General features: G+C 63.2%; 13 protein-coding genes. 5 read left to right on the forward strand and 8 right to left on the reverse strand.

Annotated elements, in window-relative coordinates:
- Positions 1-246: 246 nt before the first annotated feature.
- From U1708_RS06495 to U1708_RS06520, 6 genes are all read right to left on the reverse strand, one after another.
- Positions 247-1,416: a pyridoxal phosphate-dependent aminotransferase gene (locus U1708_RS06495; protein WP_332743924.1), complete on the reverse strand. Its 1,170-nt coding sequence runs from the start codon at positions 1,414-1,416 to the stop codon at positions 247-249.
- 26 nt (positions 1,417-1,442) lie between these two features.
- A complete protein-coding gene (locus tag U1708_RS06500) occupies positions 1,443-3,770 on the reverse strand; it encodes a TonB-dependent receptor (RefSeq protein ID WP_332744541.1) in 2,328 nt (775 codons plus the stop codon).
- A gap of 182 nt (positions 3,771-3,952) precedes the next feature.
- Positions 3,953-5,179, reverse strand: coding sequence for a dipeptidase (locus U1708_RS06505; protein WP_332743926.1), 1,227 nt, complete (start codon positions 5,177-5,179; stop codon positions 3,953-3,955).
- Positions 5,179-5,646: a hypothetical protein gene (locus tag U1708_RS06510; protein ID WP_332743928.1), complete on the reverse strand. Its 468-nt coding sequence runs from the start codon at positions 5,644-5,646 to the stop codon at positions 5,179-5,181. The genes U1708_RS06505 and U1708_RS06510 overlap by 1 nt, the downstream gene beginning before the upstream one ends.
- Positions 5,647-5,663: 17 nt before the next feature.
- Complete coding sequence (locus tag U1708_RS06515) at positions 5,664-7,754, reverse strand: penicillin acylase family protein (protein WP_332743930.1); 2,091 nt, start codon at positions 7,752-7,754, stop codon at positions 5,664-5,666.
- Between the two features lie 8 nt (positions 7,755-7,762).
- Positions 7,763-10,546, reverse strand: coding sequence for a TonB-dependent receptor domain-containing protein (locus U1708_RS06520; protein ID WP_332743932.1), 2,784 nt, complete (start codon positions 10,544-10,546; stop codon positions 7,763-7,765).
- Positions 10,547-10,750: 204 nt separating this feature from the next.
- Here U1708_RS06520 and U1708_RS06525 point away from each other — a divergent pair, with 204 nt between their 5' ends.
- Both U1708_RS06525 and U1708_RS06530 read left to right on the forward strand, forming a co-directional pair.
- Complete coding sequence (locus tag U1708_RS06525) at positions 10,751-11,335, forward strand: RNA polymerase sigma factor (RefSeq protein ID WP_332743934.1); 585 nt, start codon at positions 10,751-10,753, stop codon at positions 11,333-11,335.
- A gap of 220 nt (positions 11,336-11,555) precedes the next feature.
- Entirely contained in the window at positions 11,556-12,257 is a 702-nt protein-coding gene (locus U1708_RS06530) for a FecR family protein (RefSeq protein WP_332743936.1), read from the forward strand.
- A gap of 518 nt (positions 12,258-12,775) precedes the next feature.
- Here the strand turns inward: U1708_RS06530 and U1708_RS06535 are convergent.
- The gene (locus U1708_RS06535) at positions 12,776-15,526 is read right to left on the reverse strand and encodes a TonB-dependent receptor (protein ID WP_332743938.1); all 2,751 of its coding nucleotides are present in this window, start codon (positions 15,524-15,526) and stop codon (positions 12,776-12,778) included.
- Positions 15,527-16,445: 919 nt separating this feature from the next.
- Between U1708_RS06535 and U1708_RS06540 the strand changes: the two genes are divergently transcribed.
- From U1708_RS06540 to U1708_RS06550, 3 genes are read left to right on the forward strand one after another with little or no spacing between them, the layout of a single operon-like run.
- Entirely contained in the window at positions 16,446-18,812 is a 2,367-nt protein-coding gene (locus tag U1708_RS06540) for a TonB-dependent receptor (RefSeq protein WP_332743940.1), read from the forward strand.
- Positions 18,812-19,918 (forward strand): esterase-like activity of phytase family protein, encoded by a 1,107-nt coding sequence (locus tag U1708_RS06545; RefSeq protein ID WP_332743941.1) that lies wholly within the window; start codon positions 18,812-18,814, stop codon positions 19,916-19,918. The genes U1708_RS06540 and U1708_RS06545 overlap by 1 nt, the downstream gene beginning before the upstream one ends.
- A gap of 3 nt (positions 19,919-19,921) precedes the next feature.
- Positions 19,922-20,935, forward strand: a complete 1,014-nt coding sequence (locus U1708_RS06550; protein WP_332743943.1) for a LacI family DNA-binding transcriptional regulator — start codon at positions 19,922-19,924, stop codon at positions 20,933-20,935.
- 197 nt (positions 20,936-21,132) lie between these two features.
- Here U1708_RS06550 and U1708_RS06555 read toward each other — a convergent pair whose 3' ends face one another.
- Positions 21,133-21,678, reverse strand: a complete 546-nt coding sequence (locus U1708_RS06555) for a sugar O-acetyltransferase (protein WP_332743945.1) — start codon at positions 21,676-21,678, stop codon at positions 21,133-21,135.

The following is a 21,678-nucleotide window of genomic DNA, read 5'->3' on the forward strand; positions in this document are numbered from 1 at the left end:
GCATCGAACATGCCGCGTCTCGCCACGGACCGAGAAGCGGACGTTCATGTGCCCTTCCACGTCTCCCACGTTCGGCCACTCGTTCATGCTGATTCGTTGGCTGAATTCAGGAGGCACTGCCAAGAACTTCGGCCCTTAGCAGTGCAAAACGAAAGGCCGATTGATAACTTTGTCGAAGGCGACCTTTCGTCGTGGCGCATCGACCGCACGGAGGGCATACCGTTATGTGTCGACGCATGATGTAATTCAGGTCAGCACCTTGTCCAGCGCCATACAGAACGCCTTCATTTCCGCCGTCGAGCCGACCGTGACGCGCGAAACCGTCGGCCAGATCGGCCACGACCGTCCGATCTCGACGCTCTGCGCACGAAACGCCGCCTGCACGTCCTTTGCCGGGCGCGTCTTCCAATCGATCATGACCATGTTCGCATTGGTCGGTTTAACGGTGATTCCCCGAGCGCGCAGGTGATCGAGCGCGATGCCCCGCGCCTGGACCATCTCGGCGCGGCGCGCGGCGATCAGCGGCGCGGCGGTCAGGCTCGCCGTGGCGCACGCCAGCGACGGCAACGGCAAGGCACCCGACTGCATCCCGCCGTCATAGCGGATCATCTTCGCCAGGATATCCGGTCGCGCCATCGTGAAGCCCATCCGCATGCCCGCCATCCCGAAGATCTTCGAGAAGGTCCGGAGCACGATCACGTCGCGCCCTGCCGTCACCAGCGGCGACGCCACGGGAACGCCCGCGAAATGCGTATAAGCCTCGTCCACCAGCACCACCGAGCCCGCCGGCTTGTTGGCGATCAACCATTCGATGTCGGCGATCGGCGTGATCGTCCCCGTCGGATTGTTGGGCGTGCAGATATAATACAGCCCCGCGTTCGGATCCGCCGCCAGCATCGCTCGCACGTCATGCGCATACTCGGCGGTCAGCGGCACGCGCTTCACCGGCGCGCCGAGCCAGTCCGCCGTCCGCCCGGCAAGCTCGAACGTGGGGTCGGCGGTCACCAGCCCCCGCTGCGGCGAACAGAAGCTGACGATCGCGCGCGACAGCGGATCGCTCGAGCCCGGCCACGGCGCGATATGGTCGTACGGCACGCCCTCCACCGCCATCACCGCTTTCAGGAAATCGTTGCGCTCGTCCTGCGGTGCGTAACGATTGCTGTTCGCGATGATCTTCTGCGCGGCGCGCTGGCCAGGGAGAAGCGGTCCGGTCCAGCATTCGTTCGACCCGATCCGCACCTTTGCGGTCGGTGCGGGGTCGGGCACGCCTGCCGATGCCCAAGCCGGACGTCCGAGCGTCGCCGCCACCGCCCCTGCGCCGAATATCGCACCGACCCGTGCGAGTTGTCGCCGCGAATACCCCCGGTCGAGCAGGTCGTCACGGGTTTCGTCAGTGAGAGAAGTCTGGTCGGTCATGGCAAAATCCTCGCTGGAGACAGAGATCAAAGATCGACCGACAGGCTGAGCTGTACGGTGCGCGGGCTCAGGGGGCGGAACAGACCATCGCCGGTAATCGCGGGCGAGATGAACGAGAGTATGTCCTTGTCGAACAGATTGTCGACGTTGACGCGGATCTTCGCGTTCTTGATCGGTCCGAGCGAGAAGCCGTCGCCGATATCGGCATAGGCCGAAAATACCGTGAAGCCCGGCACCGACGACCCAGCGCTGTTGTCGAACGTCGAGAAGCGCTTGCTGGTGTATTTCGCGGTCAGATTGGCGACCAGCCACGGCGACGGCTCGACGGTGACGCCACCCGACACGATCCACTTCGCGCTGTCGGGCAGGAACTTGCCTGCGGTCCGATAGGTGAGCGTCAGGTTGGCGACGATATCGTCTTGGAACTGCGCGTGGTTGTACGTCACGTTCGCGTTGAAATAGGCGAACCCACGCAGTGCGGTCGGCTTGAAGTTCGCGAGCAGCTCGGCGCCATACGCCTCCACGCCACCGACATTCTGGTAGAAGGTCTCGGTGACGTTGCTCGTACCCGGCAGGATCGAGGTGATCGACTGGATGCGATCGTCGAACTTGGTGTAATATCCGGTCAGCGACGCGAAGAACTGCGACTGCGTGGTCCGGACGCCCAGCTCGACATTCTTCGAGCGCTCTGGTGCCGGGGCCGCGACCAGCGCCGCCGAGCTCGCATAAGACACCGAGAAGACGTCATCCATCCCCTTTGGTAGCGCCATGTTCTCGGCATAGGAGGCAAACAGCTGCGAGCGACCATCGGGCAGCTTGAACAACATGCCCGCGGTCGGGAGGAAATAGTCCGAATAGTGCGCGCGGTTATACTGCGGGCCCCAGCCGGCGACCGCAACGCCGTTCACAACCCGCGCGTAATCGTTGAAGTCGCGATAGCCGCGATGCTGGTAATCGAGATCGAGCATCTTGTTGCCGAGATCGAGGCTGAAGCTGTCGGTCAGCGCGATCCGGTCGCGAATATAGAGCTGCGTCGTCTGGCGTTCGGTGCGGTAGTCGCGACGCAGATAGACTGGCTCGCTGTAGATCGGATCGGCGGCAGGCGAGCCGCCGACGGTGTTGTAGCGAAGCTGCGTGCGCTGATATTTGTCCTGCTCCGCCCAGATCCCCGCGTCGAGCGCATGGCGGCTGACATCGGCGTGGATCGACTGGACGATGCCGATCCGGTCGCCGCCGACGCCCGACACGCCGAACTGCGTGCCGCGCGGTGCGGTCAGCGCAAGGCCGACCGCCGATTGCTGGCGATACCGGGTGAGCGAGTTGGCGTAGCTGTCGGGCGACACGCCATAGCCGTCCTTGTCCTCCCAATAGAGCGTCGTCTCGGCGTAGACATTGTCGGCGATCCCGGCGTGGAAGGTCGCGCCGTACAATTTGTCCTTGCGCACGTTGATCGCGAGGTTCGAGACATAGGTATAGTTGGCGTTCGAATATTGCGGACCGCCGACGACCGGCGCGTAGACCGGCACCGTGCCGAGATAGCCGCGATACCGCCCGACATTGCCGCCGAGATCGGGCGTCGTGGAGTTGTATTCCGCGCGCGTCAGCGAAGGGGAATCGTAATCGAAGAAGTCGTTGGCGACGAACTTGAATCGCGCCCAGCTCGTCCCGCCGAGATCGACGTGCGCCATCGCCTCCCAATGCTCGCGGTCGACCGATCCTGCCCCGCGCCACAGATCGGTATCGAGCTTCGTGCGGCTGACATAGGCTTTTAGTGGTCCGACCCGCCCCGTGCTGACGCGCACGAACGTTCGCTTCATGTCGAAATCGCCGAAGCTCTGCGACGCGAACACGCCGAGCTCCTCCTGCGGTTCGATCGAGCGGTAATTGACGATCGGTCCGAGCGAGGAATAGCTCGGCATCGTCACCCCGCCGGCGCCCGGCGAAGCCTCGACCACGCCCAGATTCTCGTTGTCCACATAGCGGAAGATCGGGCTGCCGCCGAATGCGTCGCTGCGCCCGGTGGGGATGCCGTCGACGATGAAGCCGATCTGGTCGAGGTTGAACGCGCGCACCTGCACGCTGTTGCCGAACTCGTAGAGGCCGAGCGCCCCGTCGGTCTGGACGTTGAAACCCGGCAGCGACTCCAGCATCTTGAGGCCGGAGATGCCCGATGGCGCAGACAGCAGAGCCTCGCGCGTGACCGCCACCGTGCTGGTGATCCGGTCCTGCCCGACCGCCTCGTCCGCCTGCGAGATGCGACGTCCGCTGACGACGATGTCATCGGTCGTTTCTTCCGTCACCTGCGGCTCGGCGGTCGCCTGCGCCCACGCGGTCACGGGGGCAGCGACGGCCATCAGCAGAACGAGGGCGGTACCGGCGGAATAACGGGCGTTGGTCAATGCGAAAGGCTCCCTTCTGGGTCGGCGAACCGACCGTTGAGTGCCTTCAGACCGACCGGCCACCGTCTAACGGCGTCCCGGTCCCCTCCCCCTAATTCAATCCGCGACGGCCATTCTACGGCTCGCCGGCCTTGCGATCACGACGTCACGGGTATCGCCGGCTTCACGCCCGGTTCGGCCAGTCGCTGCGCCTCGTCGAGCACGCGGAGCGCGTTGCCGCCCCAAACCTTCGCCACATCCGCCGCGCTGAACCCGTGCGCGAGCAACGCCGCGGTGATCTTCGGATAGTCCGTGACATCATCGAACCCCTCGACCCCGCCGCCACCATCGAAATCGCCGCTCATCCCGACATGATCGATCCCGGCCACCGCGATCGCGTGGAGCAGATGCTTCATCACGTCGTCGAAATGCGCCTTCGGCACCGGCCATTTCGCGTCGATCTCCTTGCGCCCCGCGACCAGTTTCCGGCGATCCGCGTCGGTCATCTTCTCGAAATCGATGCCGGTCATCAGCGTCTTCATCGCCGCGTCACGCTCAGCGATCTTCGGCTGCGGCACCATGTAGCCGTTGAACGCATTGACCTGCACCACGCCCCCCTTCGCCGCGAGCAGCCGCAGGTCCGCGTCGGTCGCGTTGCGCGGATGATCGAAGATCGCCCGCACGCCCGAATGCGACAGGATGATCGGCGCCTTCGACAGCGCGATCATCTGGCGCAGCGACAGATCCGAGCTGTGCGATGCGTCGATCACGATCCCCAACCGGTTCGCCTCCGCGACGAACGCGCGCCCCTTGTCGCTCAGCCCGTTCCATTCGGGCTTGTCGGTGGCGCTGTCGGCGAGGTCGTTGTGCTTGAAATGCGCCGGGCTCATCATCGTCACGCCGAGCCGCTGGAACGTCCGCATCAGCGTCAGGTCGGCCTCGAACGGATAACCGTTCTCCATGCTCATGAACACGAACCGCTTGCCGCCCGCGACCGCCGCGCGCGCCTCCGCCGACGTCGTCACCAGCCGGAACACAGTCGGATGGCCTGCGACCATCTCGCGGATCTGCACCGCGCGAACCAGCCCGGCATCGCGCGCCGCCCGGTCGCCCTTGGGCGTCCGCGGCCCCTGCCCGATATAGATCGCGAAGAACCCGCCATCGACACCGCCCTCCACCAGTCGGGGATAGTCGACCTGGTCGCCCGTCACCGCGACGTCATGGCGGTCCATGATGCTCCACCCCGCGCGCCCGAGATTGGCGGGCGTATCGAAATGCGTATCGAGCACGATCGCACGCTCATGCACCGCGCGTACAGTTTTCGAGTCAGGCGCCGCGCCGATAATCAGCGGCGCGGCAAGCAGAACGGCAACGATATTCCGCATCATTTCACCCGATCGAACCATTCGAGGAACGCCTTCGACTTGCCGTCCGGCGCCTTGCCGATACCCCACCGGACCAGCGACTTGCCGTCCTTGGCGAACCGCCAATATTGCCCGACGATGACATCGCCGTTCTTCTGCTCGAGCACCTGCAACGTGTCCTCATCGAGCGGCTTGATGCGGATTTCGTTGAAGCGCGGATTGTCCATCGGGCTAACGCTGTCGTCGAGCGTCGCGACGAAATCGTTGATGTAGGGCGTCTCGGGCCGGGTCGTGTTGACCGCGTGATAGACCAGCTTGTTCGGTTCGAACTTCATCTCGATCGTCAGCTTGAACCCCTTGGGGAACTTGCCGTCGCTCCAGTAACTCTTCGCCTCGTTCGAGACCCAGGTACCGCTATGCGTGTCCTTCGCCATCGCCGGGGTCGCCGTCATCGCGGCCAATACTGCCGCCATCCAGAATTTCGTCATCGAACGTCTCCCCAGGTTCAGAATTTGGTCGTCTCTTCGACATGCTTCTCGACTTCCGCGCGGGTCGTCCAAAGCGTCCGGAACGTCTTGTTCGCGAGGTAGGAAAGCTGGTCGGATCCATGCTTCGATCCAGGCTGGCTCGAATTGCCGTAGCTCATCAGCCCGACCGCCTTCATCGGCGTCCCGAACTCGACCATCGACACCCAGGTCTCGCCGTGGAGCGGCGTGCGCTGGCCGTTCTTCATCGGTCCCCAGGTCATCGTCCGGAACACGCCGGTATTCCCGAACCCACCATTCCCCGGCAGGTCGACCGCCCCCAGATGGAAGCGCGAGACCTCGCCGAACGGCCGATCGACCGCACCGTACAGGGTCCGCGTCTTGGCCACCGCCGCTTTCAGCATCGCCAGCGCCGCCGCCGGATCCTTCAGCCCCGTCGGCGTCTCGAGCGGCCGCTCCGCCGACCATGTCTCGCGGTAGTTCTTGAGCGTCGTGAAGTTGGTCGGTGAGAACAGCAGCGCCCAGGTCTCGAACAACAGCGCGCCCCGAGCGTCTGGCTCGAACCGGTGATCCCACCCCTTAAGCAACGCCGCCGCGCTTTTGAGTTCAGGATCGTCGCTCGCCTCGGCCAGCGGCACCAGTTCGGGCAGCAGCCGGTCCGCCATCAACGACCGTGTCGTGAGCTTCTTCGCAACGAAATCGTCGAAGCTGATCTTCGGCCCCTCGGCGAGCAGCTTGACCGACATCTGCGCACGCTGGCTCATCGGCCCGCGCACCGCGACGTAAGCAGGGAATTTCCCGGGATCGAGCGCCTGCGGCCATGTCGACACCCAGGGCGGATCGTTCGCGTTCTGGACGAAGCCCGATGCCGGATCGAGCACCTTGGGCAGATCGTCATAGCCGTGCACGTCGGTCCACAAGGTCTTCGACGTATCACCCGCCACCGGTCGCGACCATGTCTTGAAATCGCCGTCCGGATGCTTCGGCAGGATCCCGTTGTCGAGGTACAGGATGTGCCCTGCCCGGTCGCCGTAGACGATGTTGAACATCGGCACCTCGACCCGCCTCACCGCCTTTTGAAACTGAGCCCAGTCCCGCGCGCGACCCATATCGTAATATTGCGAGAGCACGCCCGGCCGGTCGAGCCCGGCGACCTTCAGCGCGATCATGCGCCCGTCGGGCGTCGCGAACACCGGCCCCTGCACGCTCGATCGTTGCTCGAACGCGACCGTCTTCAGCGTACCGTCGGGCTGGCGCACCTTGAAGCTTTTGCCCATCGTCTTGAACGGCAACGTCTTGCCATCGAAACTATACCCGCCGTCCGCCAGCTTCAAATTATACGCGGTAAAGCCGAGGATCGTGTTGACCGTGTTGGTGAACCCCAACTGGTCGTTGAACCCGAAACGCAGGATCGGCAGCCCGACCTGCGTCGCACCGTACAACGATAGCCCCGGCCCGTTCAGATGCGCCTCGTAATAGGTCAGCAGGCTCGGCGACCAGGGTAGATGCGGGTTGGCCAGCAACAAGGTCTTGCCGCTCGCCGAGCGCGATGGCGCGACCGCCCAGGCGTTCGATCCACCCGCCTCATTCGCCTCGGGGTTCGCCAGCACCTTCTGTTCCGACGCGATATAGACGTAGTTCATCAGACGGTGCGCGTGCGCCATGACGTCGACGCCGCGGATCGGCAGCACTTGCAATACGGTCGGATCGAGCGTCTCGCGGTGCGCCTCGGCATAGGCGTTGATGCCGGCTGCGAACGCATCGAGGTCGGCGCGGAACTGCGGCGTCTGCTGCGCATACCAGCGCGCCGATCGCTCGGGTACGTCGTTGGCGACCAGCCATTTGTCCGACGCCGCGTATTTGTCGCCCCAATATTCCGCCGCCCGCGCACGCGCCTCGCCGTACAGATGCAGCAGCAGATTGCCGTGGCTCTGTGCCTGTGCATAGCCGAAGCCGTGGAAGATCCCCGCCTCCGTCTTCGCATAGACATGCGGCACGCCGAAGCTGTCCCACAGGATCTCGCCGCCTTTCGCGACGGGCGTCTTGGAGGTCGCGGCGGGTGCCATCAGGCCAGCCGCGATCACGGCACTCACGATCATAAGGTTGCGCATGCTCATCCTCAGAACTCGACCGACACGCGGCCGTAATAGAAGCCGCCGGTGAACCCGTAGGCGCCGCCGGTGGAATAGAAGCCCGCACCGGTGTTGACGTTGGTCGCGGTGTCGTTTCGGTCGGGATAGGTGTTGAACAGGTTGTTCGCGCCGACCGCGAGGTTCAGCGCCTTGGTCGCCTGCCACGCGAATTCGAGATCGGTGATCCACTTCGCACCGAACGATCGATCGCTGACGACCGCGTTGCCATAAGATTTGAACCCGCCGTACCGGACGACGCGCGTGCTCAACGAAAAGTCGCCCGCGGTCGCGACGTTGCCGATGAACAGCTTGGTGCGCGGCAGATTGACCGTCAGGTTGCTCCGCGAAAGCCGGTCGAACAGCACGTAGTCCGCGCCGAGCGACGCCAGCGCCGCCGGGTTATCCTTCACCCTGGTGATGATCGTCTTGTTGTAGTTGTAGCCGAGGTTCCACGACAGGTTCGCCACGTCGAACAGCGGGTGGCGATAGGTCGCGACCACGTCGATGCCGCGCGTCCGCGTGTCGATCGCGTTGGTGTAATATTGCGCGCTGATATCGGGCGACTGGCCGTTCGCGATCAGGATCGCCGACACCGCCGAGCCGGTCAGCGTGCTGGTGATCGCGATCCGGTCCTTCACCTTGATCTGATAGCCGTCGATCGTTACCGTCAGTCGCTCCAGCGGTTGCAGGACGATCCCGCCGCTGAAGTTGGTCGATTTCTCAGGTGTCAGCGGCTCGGCCCCCAGCGCGATCGCGGCAGGCGATCCGACCGGCAGTGTCTTGATCTGCAACAGGTTCAGCACCGGCGGATTGCCGAGATTGCGGAACTGCCCCGTCGTCGACGCATAGATCTGCTGCGCGAGCGCCGGCGCGCGGAACCCCGTGCTCACCGCACCGCGCAACGCCACCCATGGCGTGATCGCATAGCGCGCGTTCAGCTTTGCGATCAGCGTATCGCCGCTCTCGTCGTCATAATGCTCATACCGAACCGCGCCGCCGATCGTGATGTCGCGCGTCGGATCGTACGCGACGTCGAGATAGCCTGCGAAGTTGTTGCGCTTGATGAAGCCTGCATCGTCGGGCGTGAACCCGGCCGCGCCCGAAGCGCCGGGCGATGGCCGGCCGAGGCTGCTCGTGTACGTCCCCGCCGCATAGCTTGCGGGTTCGCCCTGCTTGATCTGATAGCTCTCGATCCGGTGCTGGATACCGGTCGAAACCTGGAGGTTGCCGCCGCCGACCTTGTAGCCGCGCGTCAGGTCGAGCGAATTGACCGCTTCCTTCGACACCAGTGTACCGACATAGAATTCGGTCTGGCTGGTCGGCCCGAGCGATGCGTTGATCGTGTTGTCGGCATTCTGCCGCGAACGGTTCTTGCCGAGCGTGCTGCTGAAATCCCAGTGCCAGCCGGCGACGATGCCCTTCGCGCCGACCGCGAACTCGTAATCCTCCTCGGCGATCACGACGCGGGGATAGAAGCCGTTCGGGTAGACGCCCGGCAGCGAGTTGGCGTTGGTTGCCGGGCGGTAGGTGTAGTTCAGGTCGGACTTGCGCTGGCCGTACGTGCCGAACGAGTAGAGCGTGACGTCGCCCAGGTCATAGCCCGCATTGTAGCTGCCGCTGATGCTCTCCTGCGGCATCGCCCCGTAGTTTGAGGTCACTTGCCGGTCGATCGTCGCCTCGCGCGGATCTAGCTGGCCGGCGACCAAAGGATAAAGGCGGATCGTCGACGCGATCGGCTCGGCGCGGTTCGAGGCGAGCTGTTTCTTGGCGCCGACCGCGACGTTGAGGAAGCCGTCCTCGCCCAGCTTCGTGCCGATATCGAACTCGGCGCGATAGAGTTCGCCATCGCTGCGGTCCATGTTCTGGCCTGCGCTGGCGGTCGCGAAGCCGCCGCTCGACTTCTTCAGGATGATGTTGATGACGCCGGCGATCGCGTCCGAACCGTATTGCGCCGCGGCACCGTCGCGCAGCACCTCGATATGATCGACCGCCGCCGTCGGGATCATGTCGAGGTCGGCTGGCACCGATCCGTTGTAATAGGTCGACACCGCGTTGATCAGCGACGTCTTGTGGCGCCGCTTGCCGTTGACCAGGATCAGCGTCTGGTCCGGGTTCAGTCCGCGCAGGCCGCCGGTCGAGATCACCGTGGACGTGCCGCCGCCGGCGCGCGACGGCAGGTTGAACGACGGGATCAGCGTGTTGAGCGCGGCGAGCACGCCCGACCGTCCGGTGCGTTGCAGATCCGCGCCGCCGATGACGTCGATCGGCGTCGGGCTGTCCGCGACCGTCCGCGGCTGCCCCCGCGATCCGGTGACGACGATATCGCTGCCGGCATTCTCCTGGACTTCAGCCTCCGGCGGCGCGACTGGCGCCGGCGCGGTGTCGCGGCGTTGCGGCGTCTGCCCCGTCATCGGACGCGTCATCGCCGCAGTCAGCGCGACCGGGCGGAGTGCAGCCTTGTCGGCGCGCAACGCGACATAGCCGTCCTTGATCACGACGATCTTCAACGGCGTTCCGCGGATCAACCGAGTGAGCGCGTCGCGTGGCAGCATCGCGCCGGTGACGCCTTGCGACCGCAGCCCGACGATCTGTTCGTAAGGATACAAGAGCCGCAGCCCGGATTGCTGTGAGAACTGCGCGAGCGCGGCTTGGACGGGTTGTTCGGCGATCTTGAAGCTGACCTCTTGCGGCTTGGCCAGCGCGGTGTTCGGCACGGCGACGATGACGACGCAACCGGCCAGGCTGCGTGCGACAATAGAGAAGGCTGGCATGTGGCGAAGATCCCCCGATCCGTAGCGTCCTGCCCCTTCAAACGAGTTGCCGATAAAAACCCGCCACTCGTCGTTCACGAAATTTTCGGAATGTCGTGGGGCGTTTGACGCATGTCCCCACACTGGACAGCGCGATGCTACCGTGGTTTGTTACGGATCGAAGACGCTTTTAGGAGAGGCAACTCGAACGCCCGGGAGTGCGTCGTGGCTGCCGATATCGATCGATATACCTGGTTCAAGACCGTCGTGCTGCCGCACGAACCGACGCTGCTCGCGCGGTTACGGCGGATCGTCCGCAACCATGACGATGTCGAGGATCTTGCCGCCGAGACGATGGCGCGCGCCTATGCCTGCGCCGATTTTGCGCGGATCGACCGCGGCCGTGCGTTCCTGTTCCAGATCGCACGCAACCTGATCATCGACATCGCGCGGCGCGACAAGATCGTCTCGTTCGACGTCGTCGCCGATCTCGATCTCCTTCACGTCGACAACAGCGTCGAGGCCGGGCTTCATGCGCGCGACGAACTCCGCCGGCTGAAAGTGATCGTCGACACGCTGCCCCCGCAATGCCGCCGCGTGTTCCTTTTGCGGCGCGTGCACGATCGGTCGATGGGCGAGATAGCGGAAGAGTTGGGTCTGTCCGTTTCTACAGTCGAAAAGCACCTGACCAAGGCGATCACCCGCATTATGCAGGCGATCAGGGACCGCGAGGAAGTTGCCGTTGAACGATACGACCGCGGACACGAAGAGATGCCAGATCGACGCGGAGGCGGCGCGCCTAGTCGCTAGCCTTTCATCGACCCCGGATCCCGCGCGCGAACGGATCGCGATGGATTGGGCGGGACAGAGCCATCTCCACGCGATCGCCCTCGCCCGAGCCGAAAGTGCGTGGGAGACGGCAGGTCGGCTGCGCGCAGTCGCTCCGCAAGGCGACGCCGTGCGCGAAAGTTCGCACCCGACCGGACACTGGATCGCCGAACCGACGCATCGACGTACGCTGCTGGCCGGCTTGCTCGCTGCGAGCGCGGTTGGCGGTATCGCGACGACGCTCGCACTCGGATCGCGCGACGAACGTTACACCACCGATATCGGCACGCGCCGCTCGGTATCGCTCGCCGACGGCAGCCGGATCGATCTGAACACCAGCACGGTCATCGCGGTTGCCTTCGAAACCAGCCGCCGCGTCGTCCGCCTGTTGCAGGGCGAGGCAATGTTCGACGTCGCGCATGACGCGGAACGCCCCTTCTACGTACAGGTCGGCGGCAGCCTGCTCCGCGTGCTGGGCACCGCATTCAACGTGCGGATCCGCGCCGAACTTGTTGAACTGACCGTTTCCCGTGGCCTGGTCGGCATCAGCGATGGCGCCAGGATGCTGCGCACTGTGGCGGCGGGCTACGGCGCCGCGATCCGCGGTGGGGTCGCGGAAACGAACCATCTGGGCGAAGCCATCATCCGACAACGGACTGCCTGGCAAGAAGGTGTGATTGAACTTGACGGCGATACCCTCGAACAAGCCATCGCGGAATTCAACCGATACCGACGCGCCCCGATAGTTCTCGGCGACAATCGCCTTGCCGCACTACGCGTCGGAGGACGTTTTGGTACATCCGACTCGCAGCAGTTCATCGACGCTGTTCAACAGAGCTTTCCTATTCGCATGGTCGTCAATGATGATGGGTCAATACTTCTCACACCTCTACCGATGAGTTAGCGGGTTGTGACTACAAATCGTCGTGCACATTCGATGTCCAGTTGCCCGTTCCTGAAACTAGACGCTCATTCATTTTCTGACTTCGAATTGGGAGGGCGGTTATGATTCTCTTGACCCCCGAGGCCCATGCGGTTGCAGAGGTTCCGCTATTGGCCAGTGAGGCCAGTGCCTCGATGCCCTTGAAATGACCGCCAGCGTCCTCGGCATAGTTGCACGCGATCGTGGTCTCGGAATCACCCCCCTGTCATCGCCGATCAGCAGAATGACGTTACGCACTTTGCCTTTGGTGGAGAGCGGACGATAGGCCTGCCGCATGTCACCGGGCAGCCCCCGCGCGCCGCCGGGTCCGCACACATCGCCCCGCGCCGCGTGCGACAGATCGGGTGCTGCCCGCTGGGCAACCGCCGGCTGAAAGGACGCGGCGCGCAGCGCGGCAAGGGCGATATGCGAGATCATGCGGATACTGCGGAACTGGATATTACGTGACAGGCCCCGCCAGTGGCGGGGCCTGTCGAGGATCAGAGCTGCGCGCGGATTCCCAGGCTGATGCGGCTACCTGAGGATTCGTAAGTCGTTGGGAAGGACGGATCCATCGTATAGCCGGTGGTCTTCGCGTTCCCGACGTTGATGCCTTGCAGCTCGACGCGGAAGTTGCGCGTCACCTGATAGCTGGCGGCAACGTCGAACTGACCGTACGCATCGCGGTACACCGGATACATGTTACGCTCGATCCGCTCCACATAGGCGCCTTTGCGGTTGTATGAGACGCGCAGCGAAAGCGGCCCCTTGTCGTAGAAGACCGTGGCATTGTACGTTTTGTCAGCAAGACCGATCGGCGAGGTATCGATGCCGAGGTCGGACTCACCGGTGAGCGAACTGTCGAGGAAGGTGGCGTTGGCGTTGATGCCGAAGCCGTCCGCCCAGTCCGCAAACATGCCGAACGGGATCACCGCGTTCACCTCGACGCCGCTGACTTTGTAAGACCCCTCGGCGTTGACGGGCTGGTAGACGTCGAACTCATAGACGCCGTTGACCGAACCGTTGGCGTTGTAGACCGTCACGCCAGGCACCACACCGGTCAGCTGGCTCTGCACCACGCCCTTGATCTCTTTCCAGAAGTAGGAAGCCGCTAGAATACCGCCGCGGGGGAGATATTTCTCGACGCCGACTTCCCACTGGTCGGCCAATGTGGGCTCCAGCCCCGGATTGCCATCGGTGTAGCGAAAATTGCCGATGCTCGCGATCCGTTTGTAAGCGAGATCGGTCAACGCCGGACGGATCAGCGTTTTCGAGGCAGCGGCGCGCAGGAACAGGCTGTCGGTCAGCTCGGCATGCGCGTTGAACGACGGCAGGAACTTTTCATACTTGCCGTCGCTGGACACCGGCGCGGGCGTCAGCCCGATCGAGCCGTTCGGGTTCTGGACCTGCTGGAAGCCTTCCGAATGGATGCTGGTGCGCAGATAGCGGCCACCGAAATTGACGAACACCGGCACGGCCACGTTGAATTCGAGGTCGACCATCGCATAACCGGCGATCGTCTCTTCCTGGACCTTGTAATAATTGGCGTCGCTGAACGGCGTGACGAACCCGTCGGGCCGGAAGAAGTCGCGGGCATAGGCGTTGGAAACCTGCGCCCAGCTAAGATCGCGTGCCTGATAGCTCTTGCCGCCTGTGATGTCGGTCACGTTCTCGAGTGGGCTGTCGCCAAGTTTACGGACATTGACATAGGCGCTGCTGCCGCGCGTCGGGCCCTGGATCTTCTCCTCGCCATATTCGCGCTCGTTGCTCTTGTCGGTGTAGCGACCACCGAAATTGAAGCGTTTGAGCACCAAAGACTCAAACTGGTAGCTCAGATCGATCTGCGCGGCGTATTTGTCGTCCTTGATCTGCTCGCGCGTGGTCTCATATGCTTCGAACAGATAGGCGTTCGGCGCATTGTACATGTCGATCGTACGCGGATTGGCGCTCGGGATCGTCTCGCCGCCATTCTCGGTGTAGCGCGTGCGCGACGGGGCGTAGGCGACGTGCTTCAGGTTGGCGTAGTCCAGTGTTTTCTTCGCGCCGGAATAACCGCCCAGCGCATTGATCTTCCAGTTCCCCGTCGTCCAGTTCATTTCGCCGCCGAACTGGCGATAGTCGGTCTCGTTGATATATTCCTTGCTCAGGAATTCATGCTGCGTGTTGGTGTACGAGACATCCCGGAGCACGACGATGCCGCTGTCGGCCAGCGTCGTGGCGTCGAACTCGTGGATCGTCTCGAGCGTCGAGTTGCTCGACGCCGCATAACCGGCGGCATCATATTCATCCTCGGTCGTATCGTACGAGCCGAGGAACGCGTCGAAGGCAATATTAAAATTGTCGCTCGGCTTGTATTGCACCGAACCCGACAGACCGAGGCGATCCTGATCGTTCTGGTAGACGCGGTCGCCGACCTTATCGAGGAAGACGATCTTGTTCTTGTCGGCGTTGGCGAAGGTGATGCCGGCGTCGCGCTGCAGCACGGCGATCGCCTGGTTGCGGTAGACGGTGCCGGTACGGTCGGTCCAGCGCGCGATCGGGCGGAAGTTGATGCCCGAGTTGGAATCGGTGCGGTTGGTGCGCTGCTGCTTGGCGACCGAGACCAGCACGCCGAAGTCGCCGAAGGTGTTGCTGGCGAGAAACGAGAAATTGGGATCGATCTTCTCGGAGATCGAGTTGTACGCGCCGTCCGCGCTGCCCACCACGCGCAGCCCGGCGTTGTCGAACGGCCGCGCGGTACGGATCAGCACGGAGCCGGCGATGCCGCCCTCCTCGTCCGCCGCTACCGGCGACTTCTGCACCGTGACCGACTGGATCAGTTCGGACGCGAAGATGTCGAACTCGACATCACGTCCACCGGAGCCCGAGGCCGTCGCCAGCTTGTTGATCGACACGAAGGTGAATTCGCTCGGCAGGCCGCGGATGTTGACGCGCGTGCCAAGGCCCCTTTCGCGCTCGATCGTTACGCCAGGCACGCGCTGCAGCGCCTCAGAGAGGTTCTGCTCAGGAAAATCGGCGATATCGGTGGCGATGATCGAGTCGGAAAAACCGATCGTGTTGCGCTTCATGTCGATCGCTTCTTCAAGGCTGCGACGATAACCAGAGACGACGATCTCCTCACCCGTCTCGGTCTCCTGGCCGACTGGAGCCGGTCCGGTTTGGGCGGCAGTGGGCGCCACGGATAGTGCAGCGATCGCGCTTCCGAGTAAAAGGTGCGTCATGCGGCCGACATGCTTTGAATTGCGAATCACTGTTCGGTTTTCCCCGTTGCTATAGGCCGGTGACACTTCGCGAGCTGGGCTCTAGACGTGTGACTTCGTGCCCCGAACCCCATGAGTTTGAGATTTGGTGTATCTTATTTAGTTACACGGCAGTTTTGGTGCGATTTGACGCCGATCCTAGCGCACGATCTAACTACTCTTCGATAATATCAAGATCTGCTGCATACCGCTGTATCGCAGCCACAAGCTTAGTTCCTAACAAACTTTGCCGTTCGTATCAGGCCGTTACGGTGACGAACGTCGGCAACCATCCAAGATCTAACACATTACGCCCCCACTCGCCGCTTTTCGGCTAAAGGTTGAATGCGTGAAACTTGTGACGTGCATGTTACGATACGGCATTAACTGTGCGTTTTTCAGTATGCACCACCGCAACGCGGGCTTTCCGAGCAAGCGCCTTCAACCTGTTCGACAGACTGATGGCAGCTAGCTGGCTGATTTCGCCATGCATCAGCGGCTAGGTTTTCGGCGCTAGCTGTAGGTCAGCCTGGAGTATAGTTGACCCAGAAGACCGACGGACGCTGGATTGTCGAGACGATGACAAGCCTCTCTGCCCAGCCGGCAAGACGTCCGTTTATCTGTGCGACATCTCGCCCAGCGCCTAAAGCCCGACGGCCGTCGACGGCGCTGAATGTTAGCGCGCATGTGCTCCGGTGCGTCCCTGACTCTTGGTTCTCCCGCCCGATGGGCATGGATGCCGAGCCCAGTCACTGTGGGACGCATCGATGAAGCCTCCCTGCCGCGTGAAGGCTGAATGCGGTCACTAAAGGTACACGACGCGGTTAAAAACCAGTCATCGTCGATGTATTGCCCCCTTAGTGAAACGTTTCACTAAACAGTCACAAGGCTGTGCGAAGGACACGTCGTTCAACTTTCGAGGGTTGCCTACATGACGAAGTTTCGGTCGTTTGCATCAATATCGTCTCGTTTCCTTTTGGGCGTGGGGGTGGTGGCGCTCACGCTAAGTAATGCCTGGGCGCAGGGCATCCGGGCCGATGTGCCAGGAGACGATATCGTAGTGACGGCCGCGCGCGTCGGGCACGGAGAAAGTCGTGCAGTGGCGGTTTTGGGACGTGAGGATATCGATGAGCGTCCCTTCGGTGCCGATATCACCCAAAGCTTGAACAAGATTCCTGGTGTTCAGGTGACGACCGGCGATGCGCGCGGGGGCAGCTTCTCGTTCGAGTTCGCGATGCGCGGGTTGAACAAGGAGCAGGTGGGCTTCACGCTGGACGGCATTCCGACGGGCGACGCGCGGTTCAACGGCGGATCGCCGCCGCAGCGCTTCATCGAATCGAGCAATATCCGCCGCATCACCGTGTCACAAAGTGCGGGCGATCTGGGGGCGCCGTCACGCTTTGCGCTCGGCGGCTTCGTGGATTTCGCTACCGATGACCCATCGCGGACGCCCAGCGCGACAGTGGAGGCCGGCTACGGCTCCTATGAATTCTGGCGCAGCTATTTCCGTGTCGACACCGGCGAGATCGCCAACGGTCTCTCCGCCTATGCCAGTTTCTCAACACAGGAAAATGATGTCTGGACCGGCCCGGACAACCGCCATTCGAAGCGTGACCATGCCGAACTGAAGATTGTCCAGAATTTCGACGACGGTTCATTCCTGAAGGCGCGTGTCAGCTGGAACGATCAAAAAGACAATGACTTCAACATCATCTCGCTTGCCGAATTCCGCGCCGACAAACGTTCGGACCGCGCGAGCGACGTACTGACCGGCATTCCCGCGCGCGACCTGGATTTCGGTGCCGCGCTGGGCGGCTCGCGCGAGGACGTGATGGCCTATCTCAATGCCGGGTGGCAGCTGAATTCCAAGGTACTGCTGACGGTAAATCCCTATTACCAAACGCTCCGCGGCGAATCCTTCCGCTATCAGGATCGTGCGCGATCGCTGGCAGGCGGCAACCCCTATGCCGTCACCGGCTATAACGCGAATGGCGGCGCGATCCGCCCGGCGCTGACGACGCTGCGCAACAGCAATATGGTCGGCGGACCCGCCGATATGCGAGTCACGCCCCGCGACCGCGATCGCTATGGCGTCACCGCCGAACTGAAGCTGGACGAGGTGCTGGCCCGCAATCGCATCCGTATCGGCGGCTGGTGGGAAGGCGGGGATTCGAGCGAGGAGCGCCGTTTCTTCCGCATCCCCAATCCGGCCGCCGGTATCAGCTACGATCGTAACGCGCTGAACTATGTCGAATATCGGCGCTGGGCCGGGATCGAGACGTTGATGCTCTACGCGCAGGACTCGATCGACCTGGTGCCAGGGCTGCTTCGTGTCGATGCCGGGATCAACTGGCTGAACGTGCGCTATAAGGTGCGCTCGCCGCTGGAATATAACGCCCGGCTCAACTTCACGCAGGATTCACCCGTCAATCCCAAGATCGGCTTCACGCTGACACCGACGCGCGGCATCGAAGTCTTTGGCGGCTATGCCAAGAATTTCGCGGGCATCCCGGAGGACGCGTTCCTGGGCTCCACTGCCGCGATCAGCCCGGGCTCGCTCGATCCGATCCAGTCGGAGAATATCGATCTGGGCGTCCGCTATACCACCGGCCGGCTGGCCCTCTCGCTCCAGGCCTATTCGGTGGATCTCAAGAACAATATCGGCATCGTGCCCAACGATCCGACAGTGACCGATCCTGAGGAGATCATCCGCGGCAACGTCGCCACGCGCGCGGCGAACATCGCGGGGCAGTGGACGCGCGGCATCGAAGCAACGGCGCTGGGCGATATGGGCCCGGTCGATTTCTACGCGAGCTACAGCTATCAGGACGCGCGACACGACGATGCGGCCGTCGGTTCGGCACAGCGAGCGGAACTCGCTTCGGTAGGCGTGATCGCAGGCGAGCGGGTACGCAACATCCCCCGCCACAGCGCCTATGGCGAGATCGGCGTGAAACCGGTGGAAGGAGCGCGGATCCACGCGAATGTCAGATATGTCGGAGACCGCGTCGGCGGGCACCTGCTCGCGGCCACCACCTTCCGCGAGATAGGGGTGGAGCATATCCCGGGCTATGCCGTGGCCAGCGCGGGTGCGAGCTATACGATGCGCGACCTGGGCCCGCTGAGCGGCCTGACCATGCAGTTCAATGTCGATAACCTGTTCGACAAGGCGTATATCGGCTCGGTGTCCAGTTCCACCATCACCCAGCCCGAATTCAGCCTGCCGGCGATCACGCTCGATCGCTATTTCCTGGGCGCGCCGCGGACGTACACCGTGTCTCTGCGGGCGAAGTTCTGATGGCGCATTGGAGGCGTGGCCTCATCGCGGCGGCGTTGCTGGCGATCGGTGGCGCCTCCCCTGCCACGGCACAGGCACTAGTCGAGCGCGTCGATCAGGTAACGCTCGATCCGGGTGTGTTCGACGCGGCCTTTGGCGGCATTTCGGGGATCGACTATGATCACCGCAAACGCCGCTGGCTATTGCTGAGCGACGATCGATCGGACCACGCGCCAGCCCGCTTCTACACGGTGCGGATCGAACGCCAGGCGAGTGGTTGGCGGATCGACAAGGGGCGGCGCGTGGTCCTGCGCGATGCCGGCGGCGCGACCTTCCCCAAAGCCGGCACCGGGCGGCAGGCCGTCGACCCGGAATCGATCCGTATCGCCCCGGACGGCCGGTCGGTGCTGTGGACGAGCGAGGGCGATGTCCGTGATGGTTTCGGCCCCGCGTTGCACAGGAGCGATCGGCGAGGGCGGCTACTCGACACCGTCGCCCTTCCGGCAAATCTGGTCCTCGATCCAGCGGGCAAGCGCGGCATCCGCGACAATGGCACGCTGGAGGGGATGACCTACACGCCGGACGGCGCACTGTGGCTGTCGATGGAGGCACCGCTCATCGAAGATGGCAGTCCTGCCCGTGCAGGCAATGCGCCGCTGGTACGCTTCACGCGGATGGCGCCAGGCAAGGCTGTGCAGCAATTCGCCTATCGCCTGGACGCCGCGCCTCCATCGCAGCATGGCGGCAACGCGGATAATGGCGTGACCGAGATACTCGCGATCGATGATCGGCGGATGCTGGTTCTGGAACGATCAGGCGCGCGAAATGCGGACGGACGTTTTGCCTTTCACTGCCGGCTCTATCTTGCCGATTTCACCTCCGCCGACGATGTGGCTGGCGTCGACAGCCTGAAGGACCGGGAGGCTGGGATCGCGGTCAAGCAATTGCTACTCGATTTCGATACGCTGCCCGGGGATAGCCTGGGCAATCTGGAAGGAATGGCGTGGATGCCCGGCTCGCGCGACCACATTCTGCTGGTGAACGACAACAATTTCGTCGTGGGCGAGCCAACCCGGCTGATCGTGCTGGAGCTGTCGCCCATATTGCTGACGCAGAAAGCGGAGTAAGGATTGCCCGATACCCCGAGCGGACGCCGCCCGACGCTGAAGGACCTTGCCCGCGAAGCCGGCGTATCGCTGGCCAGCGCATCCTATGCCGTCAACGGCAACGGATCGGTCGGCGAGCAGACGCGCATCCATATCCTGGAGGTCGCGCAGCGCATCGGCTATCGTCAGAACGTTGCCGCGCGCGCGATGAAGACGGGGCGCACGGCGGCGCTTGCGCTGATCGTGCCCGATCTGACCAACCCCTTCTTCCCAAGCCTGGCGCAGGCGATATTCCGCGCCGCGCGAGCCAGCGGCTATGCGACCTTCCTGATCGATACCGAAGGCAATGAAGTGCTGGAACAGGCGGCACTCGCCAAGGCCGTCGATCTCGGATTGGACGGCATTGTCTGGTTTCCGATCCGCGACAAGGATACGTCGAACGGCGTCTTGACGCGCACGCCGGTGGTTGTTCTGGACCGCACCGTGCCCGGCTATGCGACAGTAGGCGTCGACTATGTCGAAGCCGGGAGGATTGCGATCCGGCATCTGCTGGATGCCGGGCATCGTCGCATCGGGATCATCACCGGCCCGACCGATATCGCGAGCATGCGCGATCGCTGCGATGGCGCAGAGGCGCTGATCCGAGCGGAGGGCAAACTTGCATTTCGCGTCGGCAATGCCTTTTCCTCCGATCTCGAACCCGAGGCGCGGGCGGCGCTGGACGGAGGCGAAGCGACTGCCGTGTTTGCGGCGGCCGACGTGATCGCGATCGGCGCGGTTCGTTGGATCCAGGCGAAAGGACTGCGCGTGCCCGAGGACCTGTCGATCCTGGGCTTCGACGACATTCCGCTGGCCGAACAGTGCCTGCCGGCACTTTCCACGATCGAACTACCGGTGGAGGACATGGCAGAACGCGCGATCGCAATGCTAGTGGCGCAGATCGCACTGCCGCAAGATCTCGCTTTGCCGATGGCGGCGGCGGTTCCGACACGGCTCGTGCTCCGTGCTTCTACGACTGTGCTGAGACCAACGGAGTAGCTTACAGCTTGCCTAGAACGTTCGGAGGGGTGCCCTTAACAAGTCCGATGCCGGCTGTTCGCAGGCATTTCTGCATTTCCCGCAGTCTCAAGACAGGATGACCTATTGCAGACATTCGTAGGCCCCTTTGCGTTACCCTGCTCCGAACACTCTCATTCGTATCTGTGCGAAGGCTGGCGTCTGTCAGTAATCGGCCACTATTTTCGGAGGCGAGCGGGATTGCCCGCCACGGTCATGCCATCCGGAACATCGCGCGTCACGACACTGCCTGCCCCGACGATCGCGTTATCGCCGACGGTAATGCCGGGCAGGATCAGCGCCGCACCGCCAATCCAGACGTTTCGACCAATGGTGACCGACCGCCCGAACTCGAGCATCTGGGCACGCTGAGCCGGATCGCGCGGATGATCGGCGGTGAGGATCTGCACGCCCGGACCGATCTGCGTGCCCGCACCGATCCGCACCGGCACGACATCGAGCACCGTGCACCCGAAATTCAGAAACACACCCTCACCCAGGTGAATGTTATAGCCATAGTCGCAGTGGAACGGCGGTCGGATTGTCGCGCCACTCCCCGCGTGACCAAGCCCTTCCACCAACAGCGCATGGCGCTCCGCCACGGTAGCTGTCGAAGCGCGGTTGTAGCGGTCGAGCCACGCAGCCGCGCGCGCGGCGTCCGCGACGAGTTCCGGGTCGTCGGCGATATAGAGTTCGCCCGCCAGCATCCGTTCTTTCTGCGTCAT

The organism is Sphingomonas arabinosi, assembly GCF_036663715.1.
GTDB lineage: Bacteria > Pseudomonadota > Alphaproteobacteria > Sphingomonadales > Sphingomonadaceae > Sphingomonas.